Annotated in this window: 21 protein-coding genes; 13 read left to right on the top strand and 8 right to left on the bottom strand. The window is 35.4% G+C overall.

Going from position 1 to position 25,457, the window contains the following annotated elements; all coding sequences use genetic code 11:
• Positions 1-42: 42 nt before the first annotated feature.
• From AC3WVZ_RS14145 to cypD, 3 genes are all read left to right on the top strand, one after another.
• Positions 43-282 carry a hypothetical protein gene (locus tag AC3WVZ_RS14145; protein WP_000243463.1) on the top strand — a complete coding sequence of 80 codons (240 nt, stop codon included), beginning with the start codon at positions 43-45 and terminating at the stop codon, positions 280-282.
• A 72-nt stretch (positions 283-354) separates the two neighbouring features.
• Positions 355-1,833: a DHA2 family efflux MFS transporter permease subunit gene (locus AC3WVZ_RS14140; RefSeq protein WP_233936521.1), complete on the top strand. Its 1,479-nt coding sequence runs from the start codon at positions 355-357 to the stop codon at positions 1,831-1,833.
• 769 nt (positions 1,834-2,602) lie between these two features.
• Positions 2,603-5,800 (top strand): bifunctional P-450/NADPH--P450 reductase, encoded by a 3,198-nt coding sequence (gene cypD / locus AC3WVZ_RS14135; protein WP_233936520.1) that lies wholly within the window; start codon positions 2,603-2,605, stop codon positions 5,798-5,800.
• Positions 5,801-5,836: 36 nt separating this feature from the next.
• Here the strand turns inward: cypD and AC3WVZ_RS14130 are convergent.
• Both AC3WVZ_RS14130 and AC3WVZ_RS14125 read right to left on the bottom strand, forming a co-directional pair.
• Positions 5,837-6,609 (bottom strand): IS5 family transposase gene (locus tag AC3WVZ_RS14130; RefSeq protein ID WP_425594293.1). Its coding sequence is split into 2 segments (ribosomal slippage): positions 5,837-6,279 and positions 6,279-6,609, totalling 774 coding nucleotides; the frame shifts between segments, so codons are not numbered across the junction.
• A gap of 264 nt (positions 6,610-6,873) precedes the next feature.
• Positions 6,874-8,985 carry a TerD family protein gene (locus tag AC3WVZ_RS14125; RefSeq protein ID WP_000798039.1) on the bottom strand — a complete coding sequence of 704 codons (2,112 nt, stop codon included), beginning with the start codon at positions 8,983-8,985 and terminating at the stop codon, positions 6,874-6,876.
• Positions 8,986-9,535: 550 nt separating this feature from the next.
• Here AC3WVZ_RS14125 and AC3WVZ_RS14120 point away from each other — a divergent pair.
• The gene (locus tag AC3WVZ_RS14120) at positions 9,536-9,961 is read left to right on the top strand and encodes a DUF5412 domain-containing protein (protein ID WP_000022545.1); all 426 of its coding nucleotides are present in this window, start codon (positions 9,536-9,538) and stop codon (positions 9,959-9,961) included.
• A gap of 321 nt (positions 9,962-10,282) precedes the next feature.
• On the opposite strand, the gene AC3WVZ_RS14115 is transcribed toward AC3WVZ_RS14120, so the two are convergent.
• From AC3WVZ_RS14115 to AC3WVZ_RS14105, 3 genes are all read right to left on the bottom strand, one after another.
• The gene (locus tag AC3WVZ_RS14115; RefSeq protein ID WP_233936518.1) at positions 10,283-12,070 is read right to left on the bottom strand and encodes a helix-turn-helix transcriptional regulator; all 1,788 of its coding nucleotides are present in this window, start codon (positions 12,068-12,070) and stop codon (positions 10,283-10,285) included.
• 115 nt (positions 12,071-12,185) lie between these two features.
• The gene (locus AC3WVZ_RS14110) at positions 12,186-12,764 is read right to left on the bottom strand and encodes a sensor domain-containing protein (protein WP_000842190.1); all 579 of its coding nucleotides are present in this window, start codon (positions 12,762-12,764) and stop codon (positions 12,186-12,188) included.
• A 346-nt stretch (positions 12,765-13,110) separates the two neighbouring features.
• Entirely contained in the window at positions 13,111-14,448 is a 1,338-nt protein-coding gene (locus AC3WVZ_RS14105; RefSeq protein ID WP_001036228.1) for an erythromycin esterase family protein, read from the bottom strand.
• Positions 14,449-14,806: 358 nt separating this feature from the next.
• On the opposite strand from AC3WVZ_RS14105, the gene AC3WVZ_RS14100 reads away from it, so the two are divergent.
• The 3 genes from AC3WVZ_RS14100 to AC3WVZ_RS14090 all read left to right on the top strand — a co-directional run bounded on the left by AC3WVZ_RS14100 (position 14,807) and on the right by AC3WVZ_RS14090 (position 18,329).
• Positions 14,807-15,685: a CPBP family intramembrane glutamic endopeptidase gene (locus tag AC3WVZ_RS14100; protein WP_002183718.1), complete on the top strand. Its 879-nt coding sequence runs from the start codon at positions 14,807-14,809 to the stop codon at positions 15,683-15,685.
• A 636-nt stretch (positions 15,686-16,321) separates the two neighbouring features.
• On the top strand, positions 16,322-17,767 hold the full coding sequence (locus AC3WVZ_RS14095; RefSeq protein ID WP_001064065.1) for a L,D-transpeptidase family protein: 1,446 nt from the start codon (positions 16,322-16,324) through the stop codon (positions 17,765-17,767).
• Positions 17,768-18,113: 346 nt separating this feature from the next.
• On the top strand, positions 18,114-18,329 hold the full coding sequence (locus tag AC3WVZ_RS14090; protein WP_001104104.1) for a hypothetical protein: 216 nt from the start codon (positions 18,114-18,116) through the stop codon (positions 18,327-18,329).
• A 191-nt stretch (positions 18,330-18,520) separates the two neighbouring features.
• Here the strand turns inward: AC3WVZ_RS14090 and AC3WVZ_RS14085 are convergent, their stop codons facing one another.
• Positions 18,521-19,894: a sensor histidine kinase gene (locus AC3WVZ_RS14085; RefSeq protein WP_233936516.1), complete on the bottom strand. Its 1,374-nt coding sequence runs from the start codon at positions 19,892-19,894 to the stop codon at positions 18,521-18,523.
• Complete coding sequence (locus tag AC3WVZ_RS14080; protein ID WP_233936514.1) at positions 19,891-20,565, bottom strand: response regulator transcription factor; 675 nt, start codon at positions 20,563-20,565, stop codon at positions 19,891-19,893. Before AC3WVZ_RS14080 ends, AC3WVZ_RS14085 begins: the two co-directional genes overlap by 4 nt.
• Before the next feature lie 264 nt (positions 20,566-20,829).
• Between AC3WVZ_RS14080 and AC3WVZ_RS14075 the strand changes: the two genes are divergently transcribed.
• Complete coding sequence (locus AC3WVZ_RS14075; RefSeq protein ID WP_000521304.1) at positions 20,830-21,300, top strand: hypothetical protein; 471 nt, start codon at positions 20,830-20,832, stop codon at positions 21,298-21,300.
• Between the two features lie 20 nt (positions 21,301-21,320).
• Complete coding sequence (locus AC3WVZ_RS14070; protein ID WP_233936513.1) at positions 21,321-21,467, top strand: hypothetical protein; 147 nt, start codon at positions 21,321-21,323, stop codon at positions 21,465-21,467.
• Here the strand turns inward: AC3WVZ_RS14070 and tnpC are convergent.
• Entirely contained in the window at positions 21,462-22,865 is a 1,404-nt protein-coding gene (gene tnpC / locus AC3WVZ_RS14065; RefSeq protein ID WP_100910632.1) for an IS66 family transposase, read from the bottom strand. The two genes, AC3WVZ_RS14070 and tnpC, sit on opposite strands and share 6 nt — an antisense overlap.
• Positions 22,866-22,975: 110 nt before the next feature.
• Here tnpC and AC3WVZ_RS14060 point away from each other — a divergent pair, with 110 nt between their 5' ends.
• From AC3WVZ_RS14060 to AC3WVZ_RS14045, 4 genes are all read left to right on the top strand, one after another.
• Positions 22,976-23,275 (top strand): PepSY domain-containing protein, encoded by a 300-nt coding sequence (locus tag AC3WVZ_RS14060; RefSeq protein ID WP_233936512.1) that lies wholly within the window; start codon positions 22,976-22,978, stop codon positions 23,273-23,275.
• 241 nt (positions 23,276-23,516) lie between these two features.
• On the top strand, positions 23,517-23,678 hold the full coding sequence (locus tag AC3WVZ_RS14055) for a hypothetical protein (RefSeq protein ID WP_000441009.1): 162 nt from the start codon (positions 23,517-23,519) through the stop codon (positions 23,676-23,678).
• 405 nt (positions 23,679-24,083) lie between these two features.
• Entirely contained in the window at positions 24,084-24,482 is a 399-nt protein-coding gene (locus AC3WVZ_RS14050) for a DUF1259 domain-containing protein (RefSeq protein WP_000589729.1), read from the top strand.
• Between the two features lie 507 nt (positions 24,483-24,989).
• Positions 24,990-25,409 (top strand): MarR family winged helix-turn-helix transcriptional regulator, encoded by a 420-nt coding sequence (locus AC3WVZ_RS14045; protein ID WP_001048566.1) that lies wholly within the window; start codon positions 24,990-24,992, stop codon positions 25,407-25,409.
• The last annotated feature ends 48 nt before the right edge of the window (positions 25,410-25,457 follow it).

Raw genomic sequence — 25,457 nt, 5'->3', positions numbered from 1 at the left:
ACATAACTAGATCTACAAGCCTGTATTTAAAGGAATGGGTGCGTGGTCTTGTTGATTTTTCTCACTGCCTGTAAAATTCCCATTGATTTAAAGTTTCAATTTATTTTAGAAGGGTATTTTCAGTTGCTTCTTTTTGTATTTCAGCCTAATTTAAATTCCGTTAACAAACGTTTTTATAAAGGTTTCATCAACAAAAAGATTTTAAAATGGTATGTTGAGCAAGTGGAATTGCTAAAAAGAGAATATCCATTCGAAGAGTTTGGCAAAATACTGCAAGGGTAATGTTTTCTTGTGCAAATATGTAAACGATTTAAACGAATCAATGAAATTTATAATGAAGGGGCAATTAAATATATGAGTGAAACATTACATAAAAGAAAACCACCATATTTAATGCTTGTAATCCTTTTTATTGGGGCATTTGTTTCATTTCTAAATAACTCCCTTTTAAATGTAGCCTTGCCATCAATAATGAAAGATTTAAACATTCAAGATTATTCAACGATCCAGTGGCTTTCTACAGGGTATATGCTTGTAAGTGGTATATTAATTCCGGCCTCAGCATTTTTAATAACGCGTTTTTCAAATAGGAGCCTATTTATTACATCTATGGTGATTTTTATTCTTGGTACTGCCTTAGCGGCTGTAGCACCGAATTTTGGTTTATTACTTACTGGTCGGATGGTTCAAGCGGCAGGCTCTTCAGTTATGGGACCTTTGTTAATGAATATTATGCTAGTAAGCTTTCCGAGAGAAAAAAGGGGAACAGCAATGGGGATTTTTGGACTAGTTATGATTACAGCTCCAGCAATTGGGCCGACACTATCAGGTTATATTGTAGAGTATTATGACTGGCGTTTGCTTTTTGAAATGATTTTACCGTTAGCAATCATTAGCTTACTGTTAGGGATTTGGAAATCTGAGAATGTCATGAAACAAAACAAAAATGCAAAACTTGATTATCTCTCATTACTATTATCTTCTGTCGGTTTTGGCGGTCTGTTATATGGATTCAGTTCTGCAAGCTCCGATGGCTGGACGAATAAAGTTGTCTTAACAGCCTTAATCATAGGCGCTATTGCCTTAATTGCTTTCATTATCCGTCAATTAAAAATGGATGAGCCGTTATTGGATTTACGTGTTTACAAGTACCCAATGTTTGCACTTGCGTCTGTAATTGCAATTGTTAACGCGGTGGCCATGTTTTCGGGTATGATTTTAACACCAGCTTATGTACAAAACGTCCGTGGCATTTCGCCGCTGAGCTCTGGGCTGATGATGCTTCCAGGTGCGGTAATAATGGGGATTATGTCACCAATTACAGGTAAACTATTTGATAAATATGGTCCTCGGATTCTTGGCATAGTAGGGCTTTCCATTACAGCTGTTTTAACTTATATGTTGGCAAATCTGCAAATTGACTCTAGTCACACACATATTATTCTTATTTATACACTGCGGATGTTTGGGATGGCGATGGTGATGATGCCACTTATGACAAATGGTCTTAATCAATTGCCAACTCGCCTAAATCCACACGGTACAGCTGTTAATAATACAGCTCAACAAGTGTCCGGTTCGATTGGTACTGCTATTCTTGTTACGATTATGAACTCTGTAACAAAAACAAAAGCTGAAAGTTTAATGTCTCATATAGATCCAACAACCTTCACAGAAACTACGAAGGCAATAGTAACTCAGAAGGCTTTATTATCCGGAATTCAATATTCATTCTATGTAGCGCTTGGCATGAATGTTGTTGCACTACTATTAGTTTTTTTCGTTAAACGTGTAGACACAAGTGCGGAAGCCGTCGAGAAGTTAAATCGGTAGAGAAGAATAAAACGTTAGATAATGATTCCTACAAGTTGTTTGCTGATTAGATAAACTATAAAGAAATACAAATTTTTGCTACTAAGGCGCCGGTATTTAAAATGGGAAAAGAACTGAAAGAAGCAGTGACATAATTATATAGTGAAAGAGGACCTGATGTTCATATCAGGTCCTCTTTCATTAGTAACACGGTATATTGCTTATTGTATTGGTTTAACTAAACCACTGATTTTTCAAATACTACAATCTTAAGCTCGTCAACTTCTCTATTTTGGGGTGTTTTAGAAGAAAATGAATCAAAATAATCATTTTTATGAACAAATACAAGAGATGAGATCCGTTTACAATTTCTCATAAACATTACAAGTTTAGATTATCTTTTAATACCAACATTAAAAGGCTCCAACTATATTTATTCGCTTCATTTTAATTTAGTATTTTTCTACAAGTTATAAATCTAATTGCCAAGCTTATACGCAATATCATAATCATGAATAGTTAGGGAAAAGATAAAATAAGGTAATCAATTACATATCTTTATCCCAGGCGATTAGTTGCTATTTCCTCTTTATTAAATGGGATATGTTATCCCGCATTAACGGGCAGTAAGACCCCCACCTCAAAATTTAGCGGAAGCAAAGAAGTTAGGTGGGGGACCAACTGCCCGTAAAAGCCCGATTGGTTCAACTAATAATCAGTGGGGGATGAACAAAACCCCCACTGATTAAAGTTTCACTTTATTTCATGCTTTTTTGAAAGGGTGTTTTAAATGGAAAAAAAAGTATCTGCCATTCCTCAGCCGAAAACATATGGACCGCTGGGTAATCTCCCATTAATCGATAAAGATAAACCGACCCTATCCTTTATCAAGATAGCGGAAGAGTATGGTCCCATTTTTCAAATTCAAACTTTAAGTGATACCATCATTGTCGTTTCTGGACATGAATTGGTAGCAGAAGTCTGTGACGAAACGCGGTTCGATAAAAGTATAGAGGGTGCTTTAGCAAAAGTTCGTGCCTTTGCTGGGGACGGATTATTTACTAGCGAGACTCACGAGCCTAACTGGAAAAAAGCTCATAATATTTTGATGCCTACATTCAGCCAACGGGCAATGAAAGATTACCATGCCATGATGGTCGATATTGCTGTACAACTCGTTCAAAAATGGGCACGGCTTAATCCGAATGAAAACGTAGATGTTCCGGAGGATATGACTCGTCTTACGTTAGATACAATTGGTCTATGTGGTTTTAATTACCGATTCAATAGCTTTTATCGTGAGACCCCTCATCCTTTTATTACTAGCATGACCCGTGCTCTAGATGAGGCGATGCACCAATTGCAGCGGCTGGATATAGAAGACAAACTTATGTGGAGAACGAAACGTCAATTTCAGCATGATATTCAATCTATGTTTTCTTTAGTAGATAATATTATTGCTGAACGTAAAAGTAGTGGAGATCAGGAAGAAAATGATTTACTTTCCCGTATGCTAAATGTGCCAGATCCGGAAACTGGTGAAAAATTAGATGATGAAAACATTCGTTTCCAAATTATTACTTTTTTAATAGCTGGACATGAGACAACAAGTGGATTGTTATCTTTTGCAATTTACTTCTTATTAAAGAATCCGGATAAATTGAAAAAAGCCTATGAAGAAGTAGACCGTGTTTTGACAGATCCTACTCCAACATACCAACAAGTTATGAAACTGAAGTATATACGGATGATTTTAAATGAATCGCTACGTCTATGGCCTACCGCTCCAGCATTCAGTCTCTATGCAAAAGAAGATACAGTGATTGGCGGGAAATACCCAATTAAGAAAGGAGAAGATCGTATTTCTGTTCTTATTCCACAGCTACATAGGGATAAAGATGCATGGGGAGACAATGTGGAAGAATTCCAACCTGAACGATTTGAAGAGCTGGATAAGGTTCCTCATCATGCTTATAAGCCATTTGGAAATGGCCAGAGAGCATGTATCGGTATGCAATTTGCACTTCATGAAGCCACTCTTGTAATGGGAATGCTTCTTCAACATTTTGAATTAATCGATTATCAAAACTATCAGCTGGACGTAAAACAAACATTAACGCTAAAGCCCGGTGATTTTAAGATTAGGATTCTACCCCGAAAACAAACTATTAGTCATCCTACTGTTCTTGCACCTACAGAGGACAAGCTGAAAAACGATGAAATTAAGCAACACGTCCAGAAGACACCTTCTATTATTGGGGCCGATAATCTTTCACTTCTTGTTCTGTATGGCTCGGATACAGGTGTAGCAGAAGGTATTGCAAGAGAATTAGCAGATACAGCTAGTTTAGAAGGAGTTCAAACGGAAGTGGTAGCTCTTAACGATCGAATTGGAAGTTTGCCAAAAGAAGGAGCGGTACTTATTGTGACTTCTTCTTATAATGGAAAACCGCCAAGTAATGCAGGGCAGTTTGTGCAATGGTTGGAGGAACTAAAACCAGATGAGCTAAAAGGTGTTCAATACGCAGTTTTTGGTTGTGGAGATCATAATTGGGCTAGTACCTATCAACGGATTCCAAGATACATTGATGAGCAGATGGCTCAAAAAGGAGCAACAAGATTTTCTAAACGCGGAGAAGCAGATGCAAGTGGTGATTTCGAGGAACAGCTTGAGCAATGGAAACAAAACATGTGGTCTGATGCGATGAAGGCATTTGGATTGGAGTTCAACAAAAATATAGAAAAAGAGCGCAGTACTTTGAGTCTGCAATTTGTTAGTCGTCTTGGAGGATCTCCTCTTGCACGAACATATGAAGCAGTTTATGCATCTATACTAGAAAATCGTGAACTCCAATCACCCAGCAGTGATAGAAGTACACGACATATCGAGGTATCTTTGCCAGAAGGCGCTACATATAAAGAAGGAGACCACCTTGGAGTGTTGCCAGTTAATAGCGAGAAAAATATCAACCGAATTTTAAAACGTTTTGGATTAAATGGGAAGGATCAAGTTATACTGAGTGCAAGTGGACGAAGTATAAATCACATACCTTTAGACAGTCCTGTTAGTTTATTGGACCTTCTTAGTTATAGTGTTGAAGTTCAAGAAGCTGCCACTCGAGCACAAATACGAGAAATGGTAACATTCACAGCATGTCCTCCTCATAAAAAAGAATTGGAAGCATTATTAGAAGAAGGAGTTTATCATGAACAAATATTAAAGAAACGGATTTCAATGTTGGACCTTCTTGAAAAGTATGAGGCTTGTGAAATCCGATTTGAACGCTTTTTAGAACTTCTTCCTGCGCTCAAACCGCGTTACTATTCTATTTCAAGCTCTCCACTCGTTGCACACAATCGTCTGAGCATTACGGTCGGTGTTGTTAATGCACCTGCATGGAGTGGGGAAGGGACATATGAAGGAGTCGCTTCTAATTACTTAGCTCAGCGTCATAATAAAGATGAGATTATCTGTTTCATTCGAACGCCACAATCAAACTTTGAATTACCTAAAGATCCAGAAACACCAATTATTATGGTTGGGCCAGGTACTGGAATTGCACCATTCCGTGGATTCTTGCAAGCGCGTCGTGTTCAAAAGCAAAAAGGTATGAACTTAGGACAAGCGCATCTATATTTTGGTTGTCGTCATCCTGAAAAAGATTATCTTTATCGTACAGAACTAGAAAATGATGAAAGAGATGGATTAATCTCTTTACACACAGCTTTTTCTCGTTTAGAGGGACATCCAAAAACATATGTACAGCATTTGATAAAACAAGATAGAATCAATTTAATTTCGTTATTAGATAATGGAGCTCATCTTTATATATGTGGTGATGGAAGTAAAATGGCTCCGGATGTAGAAGATACCCTTTGTCAAGCATATCAAGAAATTCATGAAGTCAGTGAACAAGAAGCAAGAAATTGGTTGGATCGTGTGCAAGATGAAGGGCGATATGGAAAAGATGTTTGGGCTGGTATATGAATGTTTCTTAATTAGGGTGTGTCTAAAAACTGTTGTTCATTGTGTTAATCGAAAAATGGCAGCGATATACACAAAGGCTAAAAAAGAAGATGCCAGCTTATCATACCGTGTTGCGATTCTACGGAAATGCTTGATTTTATTGAAAAAACACTCCACTAAATGGCGTTCTTTATATAAATACCAATCCACATTCCAAGGAGCTTTCGCATTTGATCTGGGTGGAATGGTATAGGTTGCTTCATGATTGGTAATATAGTTACGAATCGTATGAGAACCATAGGCTTTGTCACCAAGAATATTGCTGCCCTTAATTGGTATTTCATCCAAAAGCTCGCAAACTGGAGTGCTATCAAAAATATTTCCGCCAGTCAAATGAAATAAAATGGGGTTGCCTAAACCATCAACAATTGTATGGATTTTGGTAGTTTTTCCACCGCGACTCATGCCAATATGCTGATGAAACTCATGATTTATGGCCTTTTTTTTGCACCAGCACTATGTTGATGCGCTTTGATACTGGTTGAATCTATGCTGAGATTTTCAAAATCCGGTTCAGCATTTAATTCTTGAAAAATGGTCAGTAGGACACCTTCATCACGCCATTTGCAGAAGCGAGCATACACGGTTTTCCATAAGCCGTAATGGTCCGGCAAATCACGCCAGGGAGCGCCGCTCCTAGCTATCCATAAAATAGCATTGAACATTTCACGATTACTTCTTTTAGGCGGACGACCAGTAGAATACGGTGGGAAAAAGTCTTTGATTTGTTCCCATTGTTCATTTGTAAGTTCGTAGCGGCGTGGCGTCATAGAAAATACCTCTCTCTAAATGGTTTGAGGTAATCCTACCATAGAAATAGTTTTTAGACACACCCTAGATACATATTAACTAATGAACTTCTTTCGAATAAATTTCACTTTATTAGTATAGTGTATTTAGATGAATAGTGATTAACCAGATTATTTAGTATCTACTAAATAAAAAACAGGACCTGATATACATCTATCAGGTCCTGTTTCACATAGACATTATACATCGATATTTTCCACACATTATCAATGTTTGTAATGTAGTTAGCCTTTTGAGTCAGCTATAAAATCAGATATTATTTTTTCGATATCGAAAGGAGTAATCCCTTTATTCAAAGAGAAAATAGTTTCTGCTTCTTCGATGTCTTGAACGAGTTCACCTCTAGCTTCAATATGTAATCGGAACAAGTCATATAAATTCGGTTTAACTAAATTAGTTAAAGCCTTTCCAACTAGTATCATACCTTTTTGATTAGCTTCGATGGTATTATCATAAGTTAGATCTCTTGTAAGAGACAAATCTGTCCAAATCAATTTTCGTTCCTTTAAGTCTAAAATAACTGGAATAGAGATTTGGGTGTCGGCAGTAATATCCACTTTATCTTGAACAGTAGAAGGTTCAAATATTTCACCTGAACCAGGATATTGACGAACCATCCAACCAGTAAAGCATTCTGGTAAATCTTTATATGGTTGGTCTGTGTAAGAAAGCAAAGTCATAACTACATAGCGTCCACCATATTTCAGCACAGACGGAATATCGAAATCAATGAATTCAGATGCCCCCTTTGGTGCAGAAGTAATATCTCCGCTATGGTAGGCTTTGAAATTTTTTGAACGTAAGTTCGTGAAGGATACATGTTCTTTGTATTGCCAATCTTCGTCGTACATTGCAGCAGACAAATCAATGTCAACACGTCCTGTATGTTGTCCATTCACATAGCCTTCTTTCCACCATAGGAAAAAACGAATCGTATCTCCTTCTGGCAAATCTACTTTACTTCCTCGAGATAATGTGCGAAGCGCTTTGCTGGCTGAACGTTGAGAGAAGGGAACTAAGTGATTTTTTAACTGTTCATCCAAAAATACTTTTCCGAGACTTGGAAGTTCTGCGAAGCGATTTTTTAAAGTATCTTCACACATTTTTACAATCATTAAACAAATATCCTCTGAGATAAATGGAAGTGTATTTTCAATACCTATAGCTTTTGCTACATTGCCCTTTGGAAAAAAGGTGCGAAATTCATTTTTATCATTTCGATGCTTAAAATGAGCCGTGAGTTGAAGTAATACAGGAGTAGAAACATTTCCTATTATACTTAGAAACTCTTCGAGAATATTGAAAACATCTGTTGACGTATCACTACATAAACGGATTAAATGATCCAAGCGTCTGGCAAATTCCCCCGGGCGAGTTTTTAAAAGATTTTTCGCTGTCATGATATCACGATTCAACAAAGCTGCTTCTATTTTTCCATTAAATGTTTCAACTTTAATGTTGTTGCGAAGCATCTCAAATGCTCGGTGGGTTTTTGGGAAACGAGTATGATATTCTGCTGGATGAAGAATTTCACCTAAACGAATCCAACGTTTTTTGTATCGAATCATATCTTCGGTAATGTTTCCGCATTGCTCTAACAATCCTAAAAGGAAGCGTCTTTCTACTCGGTTAAACTTCTTGAATCGAACGGAGGATGCTAAACTCACATCACCTTCAGATAAAGCAACTGCAAGGCGAAGAACATCAGTTGCTGTTTTAAAATACTTTGCAGCAGCATCGGCTGATATTTTTCTGTTTATTAATAAAACCCCAATTATAAAAGACATATTTTCCTTATGAGGAATTACATTAGGTAGAAAACAGGAAACATCTTCAGTGTGTGTAATAGCCCATTCTACATCTGTCTTATCAGTTGAGGAAATAGAGCTGTTTGCACGAATCAATTGAGAAATCATTTGATTGAAATCTTCTTCACTTCCTAAGTCAATAACTTTCAAATCAACGCTATCTAAAAGAGGAAGTCGTTCTTCTACTTTTGATACAGGTAGGCGCAACGTCACATAATGAATAACGGCATTGATGTATAAATCAGCGTCACTTAAATCCATCATTTGTTGCGGAAAGTTTGGATACATAGGAGTAAACTGAATATGTGCACCAACCATTTCTTTTAAATGTTTTACCAACTCTTTGTAAAACGATGTGAATGCACCAACCGAAAGTGTTTGCAACTCTTCTATTAAAGGCTCAGAAAAAGTAAATCCTAAACTTTCCAAGTTTTTTAAAGCAGTGGCTAAATACATGTTCGGTAGTTTATTTTCTTCTCTTTTTATAATTACTTTCAAACTTCTTCTTATATAAATAGAATTTTTCATGAGAACGCCGATTATTCACTCCTTATAAAAGAGGGGAATAGTCTGACTGTCCTCCTTTCAGTGGTAGATTTTTATTTTTACATGCATAAACACACTAATTGTAGAGAAATGCACTGAGGGTATAAAGCTATTTTTTAGTGAAAAATTAGGGGTATAACATTTAGTTGTTAAGTGGTAATTTGTTAATTAAGAAAAGAAAACCTCTACATCAATGGTTGATAAACTAAAGTTTATTCAATCCCAAAGAAGAAAGAGGTTTTATAGTCTAATTATTTTCATAGGAAATTGACAACTCTAAAACAATTTGAAATTTCTACAAAGAAGGAAGAATTGTCATAGCCTATGTGTTTAGCAGGAAAGTAACATCCCTATTTCGCCAAAGAAGTTAGAAGGAAGGAACGTCGTAGCCTGCTTTATTAGTATATTCTCTTGCGAAGAGCAATTCAAGTATACTGTCTGATTTTTTATATTTTTCTTAAAGGGGAATTTTCATGTTTATCCCGTATTAACGGAGTATTTTTATTTTTGATATATTATGGAATGGAGTTGAATGAGTATTATAAATACAAAAGGTGAAATTAAAAAAACAAAAAGAAAAGTATTACTAACTATACTTACTATGTTAGTAATTATAATTGGATTTGGATATTGGAAACTTTTTAGTTTGCAATATCCAAAAGGGGAATTAATTCGAACAGTGAAATCTCCAGATGGAAAATATCTCATCAAGACTTATTTTCATAATGCAGGATCATTAAGTGCGGATGCTGTTAGGGGTGAATTAGTTAACCTTGATACAGATTCAGAGAAAAATATATATTGGAATTATCCAGATACCGATCCATATATTGAATGGGTAAATAAGAATATTGTTAGAATTGGAGATCAAACTTTAGATGTTTCGCAGAAAGAAACCTATGATTGGCGTGATGATGATAAGCACGTTAAAGAAATGCCTAAACAGTTTATTAGATAAAACAAGAAAATTTAAATGTATTTAATCTTATTTGTTTAACTATAGATAGTATTATATGAGTGAAAAAGTCCATTTAAATCTTCTAAATGGACTTTTTTAGGTTTCTAGATACGACTACTGATAAAAATGGAACAAACTTGTTACTTAGGTTGTCTATTAATTATACGCATAAAACAGGAGTTCATGATAGTTCGCTCATTTTATCCCGCTATTTGCCCGTAAAAGTCCGACTGATGAGGGCTGATTAAAGTTTCACTTTATCCTTTACTGTATCTTGTAACTACATTTTGCCTTGCTGTAAAGAAACAAAAAACATTTTTCTTATTCAATAATTCCAATTTCTAGAGCTTTTTGAACAGCTTCTTCTTTGTTGCGGACTCCTAGCTTTGTATAAGCTGTGGAAGCATAATTTCTGACCGTACCATTCGATAAATATAACCTTGATGCTATGGTAGTGTATCGAAGTCCCTTGGCTACTAGTTGCAATATTTCTATCTCCCTAGCTGTTAGCTCATAAGCGGTTGCTTTTGATTGTGGTGTCTCTTTTTGCTCATCAAATTTCTCAAATATTTTGTGAGACATTCCCTGATCAATCAGTGTCCCACCTTTGTGAATAAGTCGGATCGTATTAGCTAGCTCCAATGTTTCAATAGATTTGAGTAAAAAACCATCCGCACCGTTGCGAAGCGATTCCAACGCCTGTTCGGTATCCTGAAAAGTGGTAAAAATCAATATGCGGATATGTGGCCATTGTTGCTTAATCTTTTTGGTTGCTTCGACTCCATCCATGTGTTGCATATCTAAATCCATAAGTATAACATGAGGTTGAAGGCGCCCACACAAATCGATGGCTTCATTGCCATCCTCGGCCAAACCGACTACATTTAAATCTTCATATCTATCGAGTAGTGTCCTCAAACTTTCCCGAACAAATGGCTGGTCGTCTACAATTAACAAACGAATAAGTCCATCTTTTATTTCAGTTTGTCGCGGTATGGTACATGTAACAAGCATTCCTTCATCTGGCTTTGTATATACAGACAATTGACCTTGCAAATTCATTGCTCGTTCTTTCATCGCATTCATACCGAAGCCTTCTTGCCATTCTACATTTCCTTTTCCATTATCTTGAACTTCTAATCTCGTATATTGTTGTTCAAACTGCAATGAAACTATAATTTCAGTTCCCTGACCATGACGTACTGCATTCGTAAGGGACTCTTGTAAGCAACGAATGAACGCTATCTTCGCTTGCCGAGACAATTCATATTCCTCTCCGTATGCCCGAAAACTTACATTAACCAGAGCGTGCTCCTGAAATTCGGCTCCAAGATTTTGGAGAGATTGAATTAAGGAAGGCGATTGACAAGGAGACTCCATTTGATGTAGGTAACCTCTCACGTCCTCGATGCTTTTACGTCCCATTTCAAGCAGAGAATCTAGCCTCTGTATACCCATTTCAGTAGCAAGTTCGGTGCGCAACGTTTCCATCCCCATAATAATAGAAGTATAAGCGTGACCAACTGTATCATGAAGCTCACTCGACAGTCTGTTTCGTTCTTCCGCCAGTGTAATGCGTTCAATCTGAGACATATATTGCTCAAGTACCGCGTTTTGTTTACGAATTGATTCATTTTGTTTATGATTGACGATTAATAAATGAAAAGCGAAGCCCATTATATATGCGAATCCATAATAGGTGACCATAATCCAATAGCTATTACTTGGCGCAACCGCATAGAAAATTCCAGTTGTTATAAAAACCGTTATTGGAGCTGTCCAATAATAGGACAAATGCTTACTATTCGCAGCAATTAGAAACACCGATATAAGAAATGTGTTGTAAGCTTCTGGAAATAATAAGGTTAAATATATACATAGTCCACCATATAGCAGTATTTCTGTGAATAAATAATATTTATAATTGAATAGTAAGGCTACCCATGGAACAGAGAAGGCAATAATTTCCCAAAGAATAATAATCCAAAGTGGTAATGTTAAACCATCCTGAAAATTTAATGTAGCTAGAATGATAGACACACTAGCAAGTAGGCGTACCCCTAACATAATCCAATCATACCAAAACCAATACTTAACCATATCTAACAAGTCCTTTACCCCCTAAATAGCCTACCATTTTACTTCCTATATAATAATTTAATCCTTCCTGCCTTATTATACTTTTTAATTTAAAACTACGATACTACTCACAGACTGCAAACTTCTATTGATTTAGTTGCCGAATCATACTACGTGTATAGCCCCCAATTTTCTTTGTCAAACCATCGACTATTCTAATACTTATGGCGGTAAATACTATACCCATAAACATTACAAAGAGTGACTTGGCAAAAGTATCTATTTGTATAAATATAATATTCATATCGATGTATCGATACAGTAGTGGTGCCAACAGGAACATAAGTGGCATTACGTAAAAAATGATTGCACTAATGAGACTGAAAATGCCAATCGTAAATTTCTGCATTAGCCAATAGACAGCACACCAAGTGCGACGATCTGTTAGCACTAATTTCACCTGAGACCAGTTCGATGTATCCATTGTTATACTTCTATCGTAAGAGTCTGTTGAAATATCTGTATAAATTTTCGTCTGTATGCGCTCGAATTGGATAAAGGGTGTGGTAGTCTGTAGTACGCGCATAATTAATGGAATCCCAACAACAGTAAATGAAAGGGTTAAACTAAATAGCAGAGCTATTAGGTAAAAACAAAAATAAAACAATCCTGTACCGAAAGTTAGCAATAAAAAATAACCATTATGGATGAATCTTGATTTCATAAAGTTCATCGCTCCTATCTGTGTAATAACCGAATCATACTGCTTTTTTTGTCATTCTCACTAGTGTAAAAGTGTCATATGACAGTTCTAAATGATGTTAAAAAGGGGAGAGCAGCTTACTTCTGGTTAAAAAAGATGCTTTTATCCCGCTATTTACTGGGCAGTAAGACTCCCACCTCAAAATTCAGCGTTAGGTGGGGGGCGGGCTGCCGGTAAACGCACGATTGGTGAAGGCTAATAATCAGTGGGGGATGAACAAAAACCTGCTGATTAAAGTTTCACTTTATTACTCCTCCACAAAGCAATCCCGTTCTTACATCTGCAAGAACGGGATTGCTTTGTACTTTTATTTAATATGAGATGGACTTGTTTTTCGAATATGAAAAATAATATCAAATTGCTCAAGCAATGAAGTATCAAAATACACCGAACTGTTCGGGAGGAATTGTCCCCCTATACTTAGTAATGGTCTTTTTGCTTTAACCCATTTTTCTGCTTGTCCTTTAAGGTGACGGTTATCCAATAAAAACATTTTATATGGCACTTTTCCGAGAGTATAATTGAAACTTTTTACATCTTGTGGAATAGTGTCGGTTGTAATCTTACCTCCAGTGGAAGGATCATATTCGCTGTATAAGGTAAAATTCCCCTCCGTAGTTGTACTACCAATTGTGACATAATTATTGTCTAAACGTTCCTTCAAAAACTGCCCCGCAACATAAGGGTATAATTTCTCATCGATAATTCCTTTAGCTATATGAATATTGTGTGCCCATACCATCGTTTTACCACCAAATGTCTCTTGTGCCCACATTGCATGATCGGCCAAGTATTGTTCATGTAGTTTTATTATACTTGGATAGTCGTTAGGAAGTAGCATTGTGGTAAATTTCTCTATTGCACTTGCCGTTGCTTTCGCCCAGATGTACTCGGATGGAATTATTTCTGTGTTGGCTTGCTCATTCTCATCTTTTAGTAATCGGGCTACTCTCTCAGCGTTTGCTTTAAACTTCTCTTTTCTTTCAGGAGCAAGTTTCATATATTCCTGTATACTTCCAGTAAAAGAAGACAATTCTTTATAATTTTCTTCTACTTCTGCCAGCAAATCTGGTCGATGCAGCCTTACATAATCAATTACTTTATTAAAGCTACCTTGGTCCAACGCCTTTAAGTCGAGCCCAATAAATTGGATCTTTTTTTTATTGGATGGATCAGCATTATAATCTTTCATCCACTCAATCATGGCTATAATTTCATCAGTAGGATATAACAATTTTAAAAATTCCCTAGGGTTTCCTTTTCCTGTTTGGATATATTCATTTAGTTTTAAGCCGTTTCCCCAATCTTCTTCCATTGCAAAATTCGTAAAACCCATTTCAGTAACCAAATATTTCACAAGGCGAAACTTCATAGTAAAAATTTCAGAGCTTCCATGAGTATTCTCTCCTAATCCTACATATTGCGCGTTCCCAATCATTTTCTTAAGTGGTTTTAAATCTTCAAATGGTTTTGACGGCTCTATCGTTTTTAATGGGTTAGCCTGTGATTGTATTGATTTAACTATATTTTTTTGGACTGATTGACCTGAATTTTCGACTGCTACAGTTTGAGCGTTTCCTACTTCCGCGCATCCTGTGACTAATAAAGCTGTACTAACCATTGCAATCATTCTTTTCTTATTCATTTTTGCCCACCTCAATTGAATTATTTTCAAAAGCAAGATTGATTCATGTACTTGCACGAATCAATTGCCTTAATTCAATTGTTATTTATTCCATATCATATTTTCTAGTTACATATTGTCATAAGATTAATTGACACAAGTCATAGGTTAATCATTACACTTTTGTACTATCGGCTATGACAGTTTATAAATAATAATTAAATTGTTGAATCGCAAGTAAGACTAGATTATGAATTTGGGAGGGATTTTAAAGATGAATGATCTGTATGTCAAAATATTTTTATTCTAAGTTGTAGCTGTTGAAATGACAGGAAGTAAATTTGATAAACAAATGAATAAAGGGGAAGGGCGGATTACAATGTTATTACACGCAAAATCGTTCCACAATAAAGATAAAATCCATCGTGCTAAAATAGGACTTCAACTTTTTCTAAGTATCTTAACTATTACTTCTATTATCCTAAATGTACTAGTAATGATTACTAAAAGTATGCCGCTTATTGTGGTATATATGTTTACTCCGGCATTTTCTTCTATTTTGACTCGTATAATATTGAAAGAAGGGTTTAAAGATGTATCTTTTAGTCTCGGTAACTTAAAGATATGGAAGGGGATTGGTTTTGCTCTGCTAATACCTATGATTATTTGTGGAATTACTTATTCTATCGCCTGGTTGAGCGGAATTGCGAAGTTTCAGCCCCCGCAAGGTGGTATGCTAGAACCTATTTACAATATACTTGGATTTCAGTATCTACCGATACCATTAAGTTTCATTTTTATAGTAGTATTGAGCGGAGTATTAGGTAGCTTGCTTAACTTAATTCCAGTTATGGGAGAAGAAATGGGTTGGCGAGGTTATATGCTTACAAGACTAATCGATGCAGAGTTTTCACGCCCAATCCTTATTAGCGGATTGATTTGGGCAACGTGGCATGTTCCAATTGTTATTGCTGGTCTATATGTAGAAGGAACATCTGCCTTACTTTCAGTACTTGGCATCTATTTTTGTATTGTGCCATTCAGTTATATTACAGCTTATTTACGACTTATCACAGGTAGCGTTTGGCCTTCGGTTATCATTCATACTACTTGGAATGCCATTATTCAAGGACCTTTCGCACGTGCAAGTACAGGAGATCAAACTGAGATTTGGATTGGAGAATCTGGTTTGATAACCGCTATTATTATCTTGGCTACTGCAATAATTATGTCTCGAATCGTAAATTTTACTAAATAGCATACGGATGTGTTTTAAATTCAATTAGTGTAATATGACAAGGTTGAAATAAGATGCTCCTAAAAATATTAGAAAAAATCTAGTTGAACGGACTCTTACTTAATCTTAGGCTGCTGGATATATGGAAGGCATCAAGCTAAGGGGTTAATTTATAAAAATAAACTTGATTGTCATAAAAAAATAATGTTTTTCATTTAAAGGCTATGAGATGAAATTTCATCATCTTCATCACATTAGACCTTCAGGAAATAAAAAGTTAAACGATTATACAAATACTCTAACTGAAAAAACGATAGTCCTTTTATCAAAAATGTAGAAGGACTATCGTTTATTTTTTGACAAAATTAGGGATTGATGTTCATAAAAATGGATAATATAATTCGTATTTTACGTAAAGAGAAAAATTTCCCCCTAGAATATTAAGCTAAATCTCTTGGTGTGACGGTTAATTTAAGTTTCGCTTTATGACTTGTAAAGGGCTGTTCAATGCATCGTACTATTAAAAAATCTAAATTAAATCATTAAATTGCGATAAAATGTGGTCGGAAATAATGAAATTTTAGGAAAAATAAGGTACACTAGTCTATGATTTTAGTTGAAAATCGTTTGACGTTAATGCATACGGGGGAAAGATTGATGAACAACAATACAACAAATGAATCAGTTGAAGAAATTGATCAAAAACGAGTAAGATCAAAAAAACGTTATACAAATTGGAAGTTTATCGCAGCGGGTATTGGTGTAATTGCACTTCTTATTGGGGGAATGAGTTATTATCAGGCAACTCACTTCAATTCGAATGTTACAATTAATGACACAAAAGTTGGTGGTCTGAGCGCTGATCAGGCAATACAAAAATTAAAGACATCTGGACTAGCAAACAAAGTCTATGTTGATCAACAACAAATTTTAGATGAAAAAGATACAAAAACGGAACTTACGGAAAAAGATTTGCCTCAAGTTAAGAAACTATTAAAAAGTCAGTGGACATTTTTCCCTTCCTCAAAGGGAGAAAATTATTCATTGCTACCAGAGAAGGCAGATCAGTATCGTAGTGAAACGATGAAAAAACTTGTAGAAGAAACGCTCATCTCAATGAATGAAAAGTTAAAAGCGCCTCAAGATGCTATGGCGAAGCTAGAACAAGGAAAAATTGTTATTTCGAAAAGTGTTGAAGGAAAACAGTATGACGTTACTAGTCTACTGAAAGATTACGATAAGCAAAAATATAAAAGCGAAATTCATCTGAAGTCTGCATACATAAAACCTATTAAAGAAGACGATCCGATTGTCAAAAAAGAGGAGAAAGCACTACAGAATCTTCTTGGGCAGTCTGTTGAGTATAAAGTGCAGAATGAAGTTTATCCTTTAAAAGCGAAAGATTTAATTCAAAATGCTTCTATGTCAAAGGATATGAAAGTTACAATTGACGCGAGCGACATTAAGAAGAAAATTACTGAAATTAATAATGCCAAATCAACATTAAATAAAGATTTCTCATTTAAAACGCATTCTGGTTCAGTCATATCAGTAAAAGGGCAAGGCTACGGCTGGGCACTAGATGTTGAAAAAGAAACTAAACAAGTTCAACAAGCCTTTGAGAAAGGCGAAAAGTCGCTTTCTGCTTCTAACATTCACGGAAATGGTTGGGAGAAGGAAGGTATCGGTTATAAAACAACAGCGAATAATGGCATCGGAGACACGTATGCGGAAGTTTCAATTGCAGAGCAACAAATTTGGATTTACAAAGATGGAAAATTAGTCGTTACAACAAATGTAGTAACGGGTAAACATAGCACGGGTGAAGATACATCACCAGGCGTTTGGTACGTTCTATACAAACGAACACCATACACGCTAAGAGGTAGCGCAGTAGGGAAAGCTGATTATGCGGTTAAAGTAGATTACTGGGTTCCATTCACAAATAGCGGTCAAGGATTCCACGATGCTGGCTGGCGAAAAGACTGGGGAAATAACGCTTATTTAACAGGTGGATCAGGTGGGTGTGTGAACCTTCTTCCTAATGTTGCAAAAACTGTATATGATAGTTTGAACACGTATGATCCAGTTATCGTGTACTAGAAAATAGCTACGTATCAAGAAATAAACAAAGCAGGAAATCTTATCTGATGGTATATGAAAAAACACCTCTTGCATTCGCATACTAAGTGTGCAAATGCAATGGAGGTGTTTTTGTTTGAATACAAGAGTGTATTGCTTATAAGAAACAAAGTAGAAAGAGATTCAGAATAAGTATTCAAATAATCAATAAAATCGACAATGAATATCATTTTCACTTAATATAGAATCGTCGCATTTAATTAGACATGAATTTTTTGTTAATATAATAGATTTCTATTAAGTTGTCATATTTACGAACTATCATTAAATATTTTAAGAATTTAAACGTAGGAAAGGGTAATATAAAATGAACTGGAAAAAAGGCGGATTATGGGTTATTATTTTTTTCGTTGTAAAAGGCACGATTTCTACACTTTTAATCGTTACAGGTGCTAAATATTTTGATTTATCATTTATGCAACTTATCTTATTAATTCTGACCTTATTAGTGATTTCTCTAATAAGTCGTAAATTGCTCTATAGACATAAACAAAACAAAAAGCAAAAAGAGCTAAATATATAATGAAGCCCCAGAGACCATTGGATTTCTGGGGTTTTATTTTGATAGTGTTTTCGCATGTATATTAATTTAACAGAATAGGTTGTCCAAAATGATAAAATCGATGATGTTTAAAATGCGTCAGTTATTTTTACATAAGGATTGTAGAGAGCCTTTGAATCAATCTTTATTCTGAAGCGACAGACACGTATAAATTATGCTCTTTTTTCAATTGGTAGTTTAAATGTAAAAGTACTGCCTTCTCCTAATTTACTTTCAACCGTAATTTCTCCTCCGTGTAGTTCGACAATCCATTTTACCATCGACAATCCTAAACCTGTGTTTCCGATGTTTGAAGATGTGCGTGCTGCATCAACTCGATAGAAGCGGTCCCATATTTTAGTAATATGTTGCTCGCTGATGCCGATGCCATTATCGGAGACTTTACCTATTATGTTGGTTTCATCACGGAATAGTTGCATATGCACAGTTCCACTCGCTTTACTATAAGCAATCGCATTCGTTAGTAAATTCATTAATAAACGCATCATCAATGTTTGATCTGCTTTAATAAATAGGTCTTCCTCTATATTAGTTGTTATTTCAATCGAATTTTCTTGAACCATTAATGAAAGTTCTTCTACAACGATTTCCGTTAATTCACTCATATTGATACATTCAAATTGGAAAGTATTATGATTTCCTTGGTCAGCTCTTGCTAATAATAAGAGTTGTGAGATTAGAGCGGACATTTTACGTGATTGCTTTAAAATTACTTCTAACGATTCTTCCATTTCTTTCGGGTTATTCCTCTGCGATAAAGCGTATTCGCATTGTGAAATAATAACAGATGTTGGCGTTCTTAATTCATGAGATGCGTCAGATGTAAATTGTTTTTCACTTTCAAATGATGTCTCCAATCGCTCAAACATTTTGTCAAAGGTTTGTGCTAAATGATACATTTCGTCTTTCGGTGAACCTTGTAAATTAATTCTCTTCGAAAGGTCTTTACCATCACCAATTTTACTGGCGGAATCACTCATTTGTTGCACAGGTCGAAACGCCCTTTGCGTGATAAAATATCCTCCGAATGCCGCAATAAGAATAAGTAATGGGAATGAAATGATTGTTACCACGATAAGCGTATTCATCGTTGAGGATAATTGGTTCATAGTCATTATTCCACGAACCCAGACTTGCTCATCGCCGCCTGCATTATGGAGAAAATCATATACTATCCATTCTTTATTGCCGTCTTTAATGGTTTGTATTTCATCGGATTTAAGGGATATCTTTTTATTAAAGCTTGTTGGACTATGTCCTACCAACAGCTCACCTTGTTTACTATAAATGCTTATATTTACTCCATCTTCTAAGGTTTCAAAATCATCGTCAATCTTTAACTGCCCATGCTTATATTCGATATCTTCCATGCTTTCTTTTACTGTGCTCTTCAATTGATCTTTCATATTAAAAAGTAAAACTTTATCTGAAGAAGTTAAAATAAAAGCTAACACGAGTGCCATAATAATTACAATTAGCCCCGTATACCACAGGGTCACTCTCATTTTTATTGATAGTCTTTTCATGGTTCTACTCGCAATACGTAACCAGTTCCGCGCACTGTATGAATTAACTTCGTTTCAAACTGGCTATCAATTTTTTTACGAAGATAGCGGACGTAAACATCAATAATATTCGAGCCGCCTTCATAGTCGTAATTCCACACATGTTGCTCAATTTTATCTCGTGTCAGCACAACTTCTTTATTACGAATCATATATTCTAAAATAGCAAATTCTTTACTGGAAAGAGTGATAACTTGGTCTCCTCGTGTTACTTTATGCATATTGCAATCTACCACTAGATCAGCGATTTCAAACACATTCGATGTATTTCCTGTTTTTCTTCGCATTAACACTCGAATTCTTGCTAACAGTTCGTCAAAAGCAAACGGCTTTACTAAATAATCATCCGCACCTAAGTCGAGTCCTGTTACACGATCATCAATTGTATCGTTAGCTGTAAGAAGCAAGACAGGAGTTGTATTATTGTCCGCGCGTAATCTTTGTAATACTTGTAAACCATCTATTCCTGGAATCATAATGTCAAGTACAATCAAATCGTAGGTAGCCATGTTTATATAATCCAGGGCATCTTCTCCATTCCCACATGCATCGACACTATAATGTTCTGCATTTAATCGTTTTACCAATATATTTTGTAAGTCTTGTTCATCTTCGACAATAAGAACTCGCATTAACATTCTCCTTTTCTTCTTATTAATATGTATCACTATAATTCCGAAACATTAAAGAAAGATTAGAAACTAGTTAATTATATCATTTTATCCCGTATTAACGGGTAGTAAGACTCCTCCCTCAAAATTCGGCGAATGCGAGGGGGGAGTCGGGCTACTTGTAAAAGCCTTCACTTTATTTTTTTGTACATTAATCTTCCTTTAATGTTTGTTGAGTAATATAAAGGCAAGGATAAGGTGCACATGTAAAGGGAGGAAAACAGAATGGGAAAATGGATGCTGATTGGAGCAATGTCTTGTGTATTGTTAACAGCTTGTTCTACTCAAGCTGATAACAATACAGAAGTACAACAACTGAAAGTGGAAAATGATAAATTACAAAAAGAAGTTGCTCAATTACAACAAGAACCAAGCAAAATAGGGCCTGCTACGAATGATACGAAGCAAACACAAGATTTCAAAAACGAAGTCACATCTATTGTAGAAAAGGCAAATAACACGAAACCAGTTGGAGCAAAAGAAGAAAACCTAAATACGTACTTAGCAGTAAAAAAAGAAATTGACCAACTGGATGACAAGATAGATCTATCTGATAATCAGCTAGAAGCAGATTATCACGCTGGAACGATAACTGTTGAACAATATCAAACGCAAGAAAGAGAACACGATATACTGGAAGATCAATTAGAACAAGCAGAAAATGCACTTGAAGCAAGATTTGGAATAGAGGATTAATCATTAAGGAGTGGATGGAAATGTTAAAACATAAAAAGAAAATAGTAACTACTCAGCTTCTTCAAATAAAAAAACAGGCCAAATACATGTTTCCGATTCGAAAACATGAAAAGAAAATACTCCAATCAGAGAAAGAATCTATGCCAAATAGAGAAATTCTCTTATGAAGTCGTGTTATTCCAAGGAACCGTTCTAGTTTCTATGACTTGGTTTATCGCTTGTAAGACCGATTGTTTTTGTTTTTTCATGGTACTCATAAAGCTTCGTATCTGACAAAAAGATTCTGCGCCTTTCTTACTTCGGAAAGTCCCAGACACTTTCTGTTTTACTTTCGTCATCCGAATATCCCGTTCTGCTTGATTGTTATCAAATGGAATGGCTGGATGTTCTAAAAACGCTAGAATTCTGTCAGAATACTTGACGAAGCGATTCCATAAATTTTGAGAAGGCGTCTGCTTTCCTTTCTTCTTTTGTTTCGTGGAAAGAATCTGTTGTTCTTTCAATATGGATTGATACATAATAAACAGATTCTTTTGCGTCGCTTTTGGCATGGTACCTTCGGATTGCTTTTTCATCGTCAACGCTTGCGTTAGAAATTTCTGCATCTGTTGTGCCCATTGTTCTCCAGTACTATCTATAATTCCTTGTAAATCTCGTAAGAGATGGGCATTACATAAAACGTGACGACAATCTGTATACGCATCATACGATTTCCAACCATCATGCATCGCAATTCCAGAAAAAGATGGCAAGATTTCTCCAGCATCCATTGCTTCTTTTCCACGTTTTTGATGAATATGTTGCAATGTCACCTCCGGTGTACTGGCAGTATGTAACCATTGTGTTTTGTTTTCTACACGCATACCAGTTTCATCAAAATGGACAACAGGAGACTGCAGAATCTTTTCCTTTACTTCTTTTATGAATGGCTGCAATTGAGAAGCGAAAGCCTGTGTATGATTTACCAGGGTTCCTTCGCTTATAGAATGTCCAAAACAATCCTGAAAGAATTCTTTTGTTCGCTTCAAAGAAATGCATTGATAATGCGTTAAATAGGGAATCAGTCTTTTTATATTTGGACCATATTGAACAGGACGAGATACTGTCGAAGGAAATTGGGCTTCTTGGATAGAATGGCAATGTGGGCATTCTTTCTGTTCTACTTTATGTTCTGTCACTTCGATCTGAATAGGTGGTAAGTCATACACTTGGCGAATGCGATACCCTTTTACAGGCTCGTGGTTCAAGGAAGTATGACAACAAGTACAATATGTAGGAGAATGTGTAATCGTATGATCTGGAGTCGCTGTCAAACCAAGAGTATGTCCCTTGTGGCCCAACTGGCCACCCGTTTGACGATGAGACGGTTTGCGCAAACTTTTTGTAACGGGCTTACCCAAACCATCTGTAGAAGGTGGCTTATGACTATTTTTGGAGTTTTTTTTTGAAGCATTTTCTAGTTCTTGTATACGTTTTTCTAACTTAGAAAATGTTTCTTCAAATAAAGAAATAACAGCTTCAGGTCCTTTTTTATATGTATCTAAAATAATTTTTCGATCGACCATAAGATTCACCTCCCCTGTTTGATATACTCAGTATTTACAAATGGGAGGCATATGAAACTAGTAAAATTTAAAAAAGACACCGAAAGGTGGCTGAGTAGTTACAGAAAATAATGATAAGTGTAATTGCTATTTTAGTAAGTGGTATTGCTATTATTAGTGGATATTATGGCATGGGTTACAATTATGCAAAAAAGAATGAAAACTACACAGAGAAACAAGTTCGTGAAATTTCTTTAGCTCATACAAATGGAGAAATTATTAATGTGAAAAAAGAATTCGAATTAGAAGATGACAACTTAGCACAATCAAAATTTGAATATGAAGTGGAAATCAAGACACCTGATAATCTGTTAAATATTTTAAAAGTTAGTGCAAGGACAGGTACAATAGAAATTGATAATGAAGATTAAATAAATATCGCGTATTTGAAAAAACTCCGAACAAAATTTGTTTGGAGTTTTTTCATGTTTATACTTTACTATTTTAAAATGTGGAAAATCTTCATACTTCTACAATCTATATAAATGGCTCAAGCTTCACATCTTATGAATTCCTTGAAGCGCTAAACTTAAGCAAAATAATGAACTATCCTATAGAAGAAAGTTGAGGGAGCTAATCGCATATGTTTTATTGAAAGGATGTGATTGAATTATGGAACGGCCAAATTGGGGAATTGGAGGATTAGTATTCGTTGGCTGTATGTTTCTTGGTGGAGGAGTGGGATCTATGTTAGGTAATGCCCAAACTGGATGGCTAATAGGAATGGGCATTGGATTTCTTGGGATGGCTTTAACGAGACTGTTCAGAAAATAATGTAACTGAGATTCTTCTTCTGGTAAATAAGGAAATATGTAAGTAATTCATGGCATAAGAGTTCTATAAATTATAGTTAGAATTTTCTCTTTTGTATTTGTCTTTTCTAAATTTCTCCATACATAGATAAGATTCTCAAGTCGGAGGATAGCACCTTAGGCTGTCTTTTTTATGCTTTTTAAAAATGTCTTATCATATAATAGCTGAGTTTTGCTTTCAGTCTCCGATGCCCATTAAACATAAAATGAAAATTCTGCACCATTTAAACTCTGATAACAATTCATACGATCAAGAATAATTGAGCTAATAGCTCTCGGTAGATTGTCATCATTTTTTTATAATACATTAGATTCATTACCGTTTCAGACCTATGTATTCATTCATAACCTAACAGTAAAAGGGGGAATGATTAAAGGTATGGCGTTTAATGATGAATTAATTTGTCAACAGTTTGCAAGAATCATAGGTGGACAAGAAGGATTCGCCGGTGGGAAATGCGTGGCAACAATAAACAGGGATGAAATACGAGCAACAATCTTGGGGAAACGTTTTAGAGTAACCACTTCTTTTTCATTCGAATCACGAGACAATAAAACTGGACGGGCATTATGCCTAGGCCGAGTAGCACTCTTACAAAAAGAAGTCACTGAATTTGTGGCGACAATTATTAAACAAGGAATAATCGTTTCGTCTATACACAATGAGTGGTTATGTGATGATCCAAATTTGATTTACGTTAATATCGAGGACGTTGATGATCCACTAAATTTTGCAAGAAAAGTGAGAAGAGCATTGTGCAATTAACTAAGTTTTTTAGTTAAATGAGTGATTGCGTTAAATAGAAGATTTCAGCGTGTTGAATGTTATATTTGTAAAATAGATTTAAGTGGATGGTTTTATAAAACGAAAGAAGGTGTTTCATATTTGGAATGCCTTTTCTTTATGTTTTCGTTGCTAATGTGGGTGGTTAACTGATTATATGCTGTTTATCTTGTAATAGCAAGAACTGGATGAGGTATCTTTAAAGGTGTTTGACTATTTGTAGATACCATATTTTATCAAATGTTATTAGCATATCATAAAATGATAAGGGAGAAATCGCCAGAGAAATACGTCAAATTAGTCATTCCTTCTATAATCTAAGGGGGGGCGATTTTGTTTTCGAAAAATAATAGGTAAATCATTTGACAATTAAAATAATCTACTTTATTATATGTGCCATAGCATATATATGGTGAAACAAATACATTCATTGTGAATGATTGACTGGTATGCTATATCCTTTTATATCTTAATTTATAGAGGTGATATATGAACTTACATGATTTAATAGGCTATCTTGTTCATCGTACTGATGTGAAAATGACCAATTATTTTACGAAGAAATTAAAGCCTTATGGAGTTACGCCAGAGCAGTGGGGGATTATTAGTGTTCTTTGTAGCCAAAGGAGCACTACTCAAAAAGAGTTGGCGGAAGCTATTGATAAAGATCAAACTACTGTTGTTAGAATGATACAGTCAATGGAGAGAAAAGGGATTGTAAGGAAGGCTTTGAATGACCAAGATAGGCGTTCACATAACCTTTTTTTAACTGAAAAAGGTGACGAGTTAAAGAAAACAATCTTGCCTGTAGTGAAAGACGCTCACCATTTCGTTACGAGTAATTTGAGCGAGGAAGAAATTAAAGTATTACAATCGTTATTAAACAAATTGTATGATACACACTATTAATATTTGTTCCTTATTGATGCTATGCTATTCATAAGGAACAAACTTTGT

It is taken from the genome of Bacillus sp. CPT56D-587-MTF, from assembly GCF_058792335.1.
This window is presented reverse-complemented; position numbering and strand designations above follow the sequence as displayed.

Bases quoted from the DNA above. Each gene is read 5' to 3' on its own strand.
- AC3WVZ_RS14140 (WP_233936521.1), top strand. From the start codon at position 355: ATGAGTGAAACATTACATAAAAGAAAACCACCATATTTAATGCTTGTA.
- cypD (WP_233936520.1), top strand. From the start codon at position 2,603: ATGGAAAAAAAAGTATCTGCCATTCCTCAGCCGAAAACATATGGACCG.
- AC3WVZ_RS14125 (WP_000798039.1), bottom strand. From the start codon at position 8,985: ATGAAAAATTCTATTTATATAAGAAGAAGTTTGAAAGTAATTATAAAA.
- AC3WVZ_RS14120 (WP_000022545.1), top strand. From the start codon at position 9,536: ATGAGTATTATAAATACAAAAGGTGAAATTAAAAAAACAAAAAGAAAA.
- AC3WVZ_RS14110 (WP_000842190.1), bottom strand. From the start codon at position 12,764: ATGAAATCAAGATTCATCCATAATGGTTATTTTTTATTGCTAACTTTC.
- AC3WVZ_RS14105 (WP_001036228.1), bottom strand. From the start codon at position 14,448: ATGAATAAGAAAAGAATGATTGCAATGGTTAGTACAGCTTTATTAGTC.
- AC3WVZ_RS14100 (WP_002183718.1), top strand. From the start codon at position 14,807: ATGTTATTACACGCAAAATCGTTCCACAATAAAGATAAAATCCATCGT.
- AC3WVZ_RS14095 (WP_001064065.1), top strand. From the start codon at position 16,322: ATGAACAACAATACAACAAATGAATCAGTTGAAGAAATTGATCAAAAA.
- AC3WVZ_RS14090 (WP_001104104.1), top strand. From the start codon at position 18,114: ATGAACTGGAAAAAAGGCGGATTATGGGTTATTATTTTTTTCGTTGTA.
- AC3WVZ_RS14085 (WP_233936516.1), bottom strand. From the start codon at position 19,894: ATGAAAAGACTATCAATAAAAATGAGAGTGACCCTGTGGTATACGGGG.
- AC3WVZ_RS14080 (WP_233936514.1), bottom strand. From the start codon at position 20,565: ATGCGAGTTCTTATTGTCGAAGATGAACAAGACTTACAAAATATATTG.
- AC3WVZ_RS14075 (WP_000521304.1), top strand. From the start codon at position 20,830: ATGGGAAAATGGATGCTGATTGGAGCAATGTCTTGTGTATTGTTAACA.
- AC3WVZ_RS14070 (WP_233936513.1), top strand. From the start codon at position 21,321: ATGTTAAAACATAAAAAGAAAATAGTAACTACTCAGCTTCTTCAAATA.
- tnpC (WP_100910632.1), bottom strand. From the start codon at position 22,865: ATGGTCGATCGAAAAATTATTTTAGATACATATAAAAAAGGACCTGAA.
- AC3WVZ_RS14060 (WP_233936512.1), top strand. From the start codon at position 22,976: ATGATAAGTGTAATTGCTATTTTAGTAAGTGGTATTGCTATTATTAGT.
- AC3WVZ_RS14055 (WP_000441009.1), top strand. From the start codon at position 23,517: ATGGAACGGCCAAATTGGGGAATTGGAGGATTAGTATTCGTTGGCTGT.
- AC3WVZ_RS14050 (WP_000589729.1), top strand. From the start codon at position 24,084: ATGATTAAAGGTATGGCGTTTAATGATGAATTAATTTGTCAACAGTTT.
- AC3WVZ_RS14045 (WP_001048566.1), top strand. From the start codon at position 24,990: ATGAACTTACATGATTTAATAGGCTATCTTGTTCATCGTACTGATGTG.